At 70.7% G+C, this 567-nt stretch carries 1 protein-coding gene; it reads left to right on the forward strand.

The genetic code is table 11. The annotated features are described in order from the left end of the window. Nucleotides 1-462: zinc-binding dehydrogenase (locus tag G7A99_RS24110; protein ID WP_163144604.1), on the forward strand; the 462-nt coding region annotated here is incomplete at its 5' end. Between the last annotated feature and the right edge of the window lie 105 nt (nt 463-567).

The following is a 567-nucleotide window of genomic DNA, read 5'->3' on the forward strand; positions in this document are numbered from 1 at the left end:
GCCGTGGACCTGGCGGCGGACAAGCGGGGCTTCGCCCTGGAACTGGGGGCGACCCATGCCGTCGACCCGAACGCGCCGGATGCGGTCGCGGAGCTCCGCGAGCTGAGCGGGGGCGGTGTGGATCTGGCCGTGGAGGTCGCCGGTGCCGCGCCGGCGCTCAGGTTCGCCTACGACGTCACCCGCCGGGGCGGCACCACCGTCACCGCGGGGCTGCCGAATCCCAAGGCGGAGCTGACGATCCCCGCGGTGTCGCTGACCGCGAATGAGCACACCCTCAAAGGGTCCTATGTCGGCTCCTGCGTGCCGGTGCGCGACATCCCCCGGTTTGCCCGGATGATGCTTCAGGGGCAGCTGCCCATCGAGCGGCTGATGACCCATCGCCTGGGCCTGGATGAGCTCAACGAGGGTTTCGAGCGGCTCGCCGCTGGCGAGGCGATCCGTCAGGTGGTGATCTTCGACTAGGGCCGGTGATCGTGAACCCCCTCTCCCCAGCCCCTCTCCCGTGAAGGGAGAGGGGCCCGGAGCGTGGGCCGGCAAGGTCACAGGCCGTAGCCCCTCACCCGTGAA

The sequence above is a fragment of the Arhodomonas sp. KWT genome, assembly GCF_010993615.1.